This window comes from Kocuria sp., assembly GCF_030536815.1.
GTDB classification, from domain to species: Bacteria; Actinomycetota; Actinomycetes; order Actinomycetales; family Micrococcaceae; genus Kocuria; species Kocuria gwangalliensis.
The window spans coordinates 1-4997 of record NZ_JAUNPE010000154.1 but is presented as its reverse complement, the minus strand read 5'-3'; the positions used below and the strand labels follow the sequence as shown (position 1 = coordinate 4997).

At 61.9% G+C, this 4997-nt stretch carries 5 protein-coding genes and 1 pseudogene; 3 read left to right on the top strand and 3 right to left on the bottom strand.

What is annotated here, in order from left to right; genetic code table 11:
- Window positions 1-785: pseudogene (locus Q4E95_RS11105) on the bottom strand (S9 family peptidase); the annotation flags it as partial.
- Between the two features lie 158 nt (window positions 786-943).
- On the opposite strand from Q4E95_RS11105, the gene Q4E95_RS11100 reads away from it, so the two are divergent.
- The gene (locus tag Q4E95_RS11100; RefSeq protein WP_303383367.1) at window positions 944-2350 is read left to right on the top strand and encodes a rhodanese-like domain-containing protein; all 1407 of its coding nucleotides are present in this window, start codon (window positions 944-946) and stop codon (window positions 2348-2350) included.
- Between the two features lie 270 nt (window positions 2351-2620).
- Here the strand turns inward: Q4E95_RS11100 and Q4E95_RS11095 are convergent, their stop codons facing one another.
- Window positions 2621-3487 (bottom strand): sulfite exporter TauE/SafE family protein, encoded by an 867-nt coding sequence (locus Q4E95_RS11095; RefSeq protein WP_303383366.1) that lies wholly within the window; start codon window positions 3485-3487, stop codon window positions 2621-2623.
- A gap of 54 nt (window positions 3488-3541) precedes the next feature.
- The gene (locus Q4E95_RS11090) at window positions 3542-4129 is read right to left on the bottom strand and encodes a rhodanese-like domain-containing protein (protein WP_303383365.1); all 588 of its coding nucleotides are present in this window, start codon (window positions 4127-4129) and stop codon (window positions 3542-3544) included.
- 119 nt (window positions 4130-4248) lie between these two features.
- On the opposite strand from Q4E95_RS11090, the gene Q4E95_RS11085 reads away from it, so the two are divergent.
- Complete coding sequence (locus tag Q4E95_RS11085; RefSeq protein WP_016997579.1) at window positions 4249-4506, top strand: metal-sensitive transcriptional regulator; 258 nt, start codon at window positions 4249-4251, stop codon at window positions 4504-4506.
- 65 nt (window positions 4507-4571) lie between these two features.
- Window positions 4572-4997, top strand: a 426-nt coding sequence (locus Q4E95_RS11080) for a DUF2087 domain-containing protein (protein ID WP_303383364.1), incomplete at its 3' end; no start/stop codon positions are given.

Here is a 4997-nt window from a genome sequence, read left to right as displayed (position 1 = left end):
GTGTCCTGTTCGACGGGGCGGATAAGTTCGGGCTCCCCAGTGCCATCGTCGGTGACGGGCACACGCCAGATCTCCGAACGTTCCCACCCACCGTCCATCCAAGCTTGCACGGTGACCACCGCAAAACTCCCGTCCGGCGAGGGCTCATAACCCAGCAAACGGCCCTCCGGAAGTCGAACGTGCCGTGCTTGGTCCTGGACCGAAGCGCCGTCGGCAGCAGCGACAGCGTCCACGAACCAGAGCGTGGGCACATCCGGCCCCAGATCGTGGTCCCAATCGCGGGTGGGTGCCGACTCGTACAACACCGCACTCACGCCCGAGTCTTCGCGCAATTTGTCCAACCGCTCGTTCTCGGCGGTGACCTCATTGGCGTGGCGGGCAGACGGGAGCGTGCCACTTACGAAGAACAGACGGTCGCCACCCAGCTTGAGGTCTTCGACGCCGCCGGGCCGTTCCAGAATCATCCGCGCCTCGCCGTACGGGGGCAAAAGCCACAGCCGTGTGCGGTCCTTGTCGTCCTGGCTGGCCGGGCGCGCAGACGAGAAGAAGAGGGCGCCGCCGACCCCTGGACACACTTCCGACACACCGTGCTGATCGTGAGTCAGCTGCCGGGTCTGGATCTCGTCCTGGTCCGTCTCTACCGACCACGCCTGCGTCACGTACTTCTTGCCATCTGTAGACAGCTCTTTACGGAGGGCCACCACAGTGCCCGATTCGTGGGTATTGAATCCGGACAGGCGAGGAGACGCGATCAAATGCTCGGGGGTATCTACACGGAATGTCATGTAGGTCACACTAACGCGATGCTCTGACACCCATAGTGCGGACTGTGCCAGCAATACCCTCGGGGGTACTTGCGCTATACCCCCTAGGGTATTACCGTTTTGGTCAACACCCGGAGGAGCAGCAGGCTCCCCGATGTCACAAGTAAGGAGAACTCCTCATGCTTCTGGAACGCATCTACGACGAGGACTTGGCCCAGGCGAGCTTCGTGATCGGCTGCCAAGCCAAGAAAGAGGCCATCGTGGTCGATCCACGGCGCGACCTTGACGTTTATGTGAAGATCGCGGAGAAGAACGACATGAAGATCGTGGGTGTGACCGAGACTCACATCCATGCAGATTTCCTCTCCGGTACTCGTGAATTGGCCTCGGCCACTGGTGCCACCATGTACGTCTCAGGAGAAGGTGGCCAGGATTGGCAGTACGAATTCGACGCAACCCGCCTCTATGACGGGAGCGAGATCAAACTTGGCAACATCACCATTACCGCAGTACACACCCCCGGACACACACCCGAGCACCTCTCGTACCTCGTCACCGACGGCGCGTTCGCGGACGACCCGGGCTACATGCTCACCGGAGACTTCGTGTTCTCGGGTGACCTGGGCCGACCCGATCTGCTCGATGAGGCCGCCGGCGGTGTCGATACCCGTTTCGAGGGTGCCAAGCAGATGTTCAAGAGCCTTCGAGACAAGTTCTTGACCTTGCCGGACCTCGTGCAGGTGTTCCCCGGCCACGGCGCCGGATCTGCCTGCGGTAAGTCCCTGGGCGCTATCCCCTCCACCACCGTGGGCTATGAGCGCCGCTTCTCCTGGTGGGCCTCCTACGCGGAGAACAACGACGAACGGGGATTCATCGACGAGCTCCTCGATGGGCAGCCTGACGCACCGTTCTACTTCGGCCGCATGAAGAACCAGAACCGCCGCGGCCCGGAGATCATGGGTGAACGCGCCCCGCTGGAAGAACTCGACAACGCGGAAGTCGCCAAGAAGCTGGAAGCCGACGAAGTCAGCTTCGTGGATACCCGTTCCGCGGACGCCGTCCACAATGGCACCGTTGAAGGTGCACTGAACATTCCAGGCTCCGGCAATACCGCCACGTATGGGGCCTGGGCGGTGAACCCGGAAACGGATGATCGCCCCCTGGTCCTCTTGGCGGAAGACCAGGAGTCGGCGCAGAGCATCTGGGACCACCTGGTGCGTGTGGGCATCGACAAGGTGGCCGGATATGTGACCTCGTTCGATGGACTCCCCGTTTCCAAACCTCAGGTGATCAACCCAGGAGATGTGGAATCCTTCGATGCAGCAACGCTTCTGGACGTGCGCGCGGTGAGCGAATACGACGAGGGACACATTCCCGGCGCCACCCAGCTGCACGGTGGTCGAGTGCTGTGGAACTTGGACAAGCTCCCCCAGCACGGAACCATCGTCACGTACTGCAAGAGCGGGGCGCGTAGCTCGATCGTCGCGAACGTCCTACGCCACGCCGGTTTCGACGTGGCCGAACTCAAGGGCTCCTACGATGCCTGGGCAATTCACCAGGACTCCGTCAGCAGCGCCTCTCCCTAAGAAATCCTGACGACCGAGGCCGGGAGGTCCACCCATTGCGGGTGGGCCTCCCGGCCTTTTGGTGTCCGGCTTCCCGTGGAGAACCCGTCACCCAGCGCCGTCATTGGCTCTGCACCATGGGCATGACTCCAGGTAGGCCACTGCACATTGCGCCCGAATAACCGGTTCAAGAAAACTCCCCGTCGAATGAGCTGAAACTTAGCTCATCCGGCGGGGAGTTCCTTACCGCCTGCGATTTCCTCGAGAAAAGGGAGCTCGCACGACCGGGGGTCAGCCAGCGAACGCCTTAGATCTGAGGGGACAACGGGAAACGGCGAACCAGCAGACCAGCGCGGCGACAGCAGCAGCCCCGGCTGCACCCGCCACGATCAGGCCTCCCACGCCCGGCAGTTCCTGAGCGAGTACGAAGAATCCCATGACGAGCACGAAGACCCCGAACCCTTTCCGCAATGCGGCTTCCGGGATCTTTCCCGCCAGCCGAGCACCAATCACTGACCCCACTATTGCGGCGGCAGTGACGGCCCCTACGAGTGCCCAGTCCAGCGAGACGGAAGTGAGATAGCCGCCCAGTCCCGCGAAGGACTTCATGGCGATGACCACGAGCGAGGTTCCCACAGCAACCGGCATGGACAGGCCGCCGAGCAACGCCAGGGCCGGGACGACCAGGAAACCTCCGCCGGCCCCGACCAGCCCGGTGACCAGGCCCACCACGAGCCCCTCGATGAGAATTTTGACGAGCGGCAGATCCGTGCGCTCAGAGCTCTCCTTCTCCTTCTTTCGACCACGAATCATCGCCAAGGACGTGGCCACCATCATCACGGCAAACGCAATCATCAGCACCGTGCCTGGGATGTACCCGCCGGCCAGTCCCCCGAGGAACGCGCCGACCATGCTGGCAAGCCCGAAAATCAACGCGGTTCGCCACTTCACCCGTCCCTGGCGGGCATGCGTGACAGCGCTGAAGACCGAGGTCACCCCCACCACGAAGAGCGACGCCGCAATGGCCTCCTTAGGATCCAATCCGGCCACGTAGGTGAGGATCGGAACGGTGAGAATGGATCCGCCGCCACCGAGCAACCCCAGCGAAAGTCCGATCATGATCGACAACAACAGGGTCAGTGCAAGAGTCAGTGTCATGAGAAGTCCTGTCCCCCTTAAAGCTCCGCGCCTTCGAGCGCGCAGCTTCAGGGATTACTCGGAGCGTGCCGGGATCTGCTGAATGGCCGAGGTGGCGGTGGGCTCCACCGCCGCTTTGTTCCACGGCATGGCCGACAGTGCCTTGCCCATGGCGCAGGTATTGGTGGCGGCGGAGAAGGTGAGCCCGGTGCCAATAATTCCGGCCACAGTACGCAGTTTGGGCGAAACGAATTTTCCGCCGACCAAACCGGTCAACACCAAGGAGCCGGCCACCAGGCGCACCTGTCGTTCGAGATCCCAGCGGGATGCGCCGCGCACCACATCACCACCGGCATCGGCGAACCCCGAGGCACCGCCTTCAAGTACGTATGCCGATTCGAGCCCCACAGTAGCCAGCCGTCGACGCGCTTGCTCTGCCCGAACGCCCGAGTGGCACACCAGCACAACGCGCTCTCCCAGCCGGGAAACGAGGTCTTCCGTGTGCTCGGACAGCAGGTTCAGCGGCACGTTGTAGGAGCCCTTGATGTGGAGGGACTCGAACTCGGCCGCAGACCGGACGTCAATCACCACCAGATCCTGGTGTTGCACCATCCACTCGCGGAGGGTTTGGGGGCTGACGTCGGTGACGGTGGGAGTAGACATGAGAGTCCTTTCGAGTAATTGAGCCGAAGTGATGACGCCAGTATGCTTTATACCCCTAGGGGTATGCAAACGCCCCCGGGGGTATAGAATGCTTTCAAATATCAGATTCAGGAGACCCCATGGAACTTGACCCCTCAGACATCACGCCGGCCATCAATCGACTCAAGCGAGCCCAGGGCCAACTCGCAGCGGTCATTCGCATGGCCGAAGAGGGCAAGGAGTGCAAGGACGTGGTCACCCAATTGTCTGCCGTGTCCAAAGCCCTGGACCGCGCAGGCTTCTTGATCGTCGCGAGCGGCCTCGAACAGTGCTTCAAGAACCCGGACGAAGCCATGGACAAGAAGGAAATGGAAAAGCTATTCCTCTCCCTTGCCTAACGACTCGCAGTGGACTCGCCACCCTCGAACCTCACAGATGAGATGCAGGCTGCCAGGATGGCCGAATGAACACGCGCCAGATTTTCGCCGCCCTCGCGAACTCCGATACTCGCGATCTGTATGCCCGGGTCATCCTCGGTCAAGTCCCCGAGTCGCCCACCTCCAAGCAATCGCGGGCCCTCCTGAACCTGCATCGCGCCGGATTGATCGACACCCCCGACGGCACATGGTCACCTACCGCCGTGTTCCGTGAGCTCTTGGCCGAGGGCGCCAGGCACACACCCAAGGGTTACGAGCGATTTCTGGAGAACGGGCGCGTTACACGGTGGCCGTCCAAGGCAGCGGATAAAGACGGGCTGATCCGATGGATCATGGATCAATGTTTGGCAACTGACGAGCGCGTCGAAGAGCGAGAGCTCAATGACCGGATTGAGAAGTTCAGCGATGATCCGGCCCTGATTCGCCGGCACTGCGTGGACACCGGGTACATC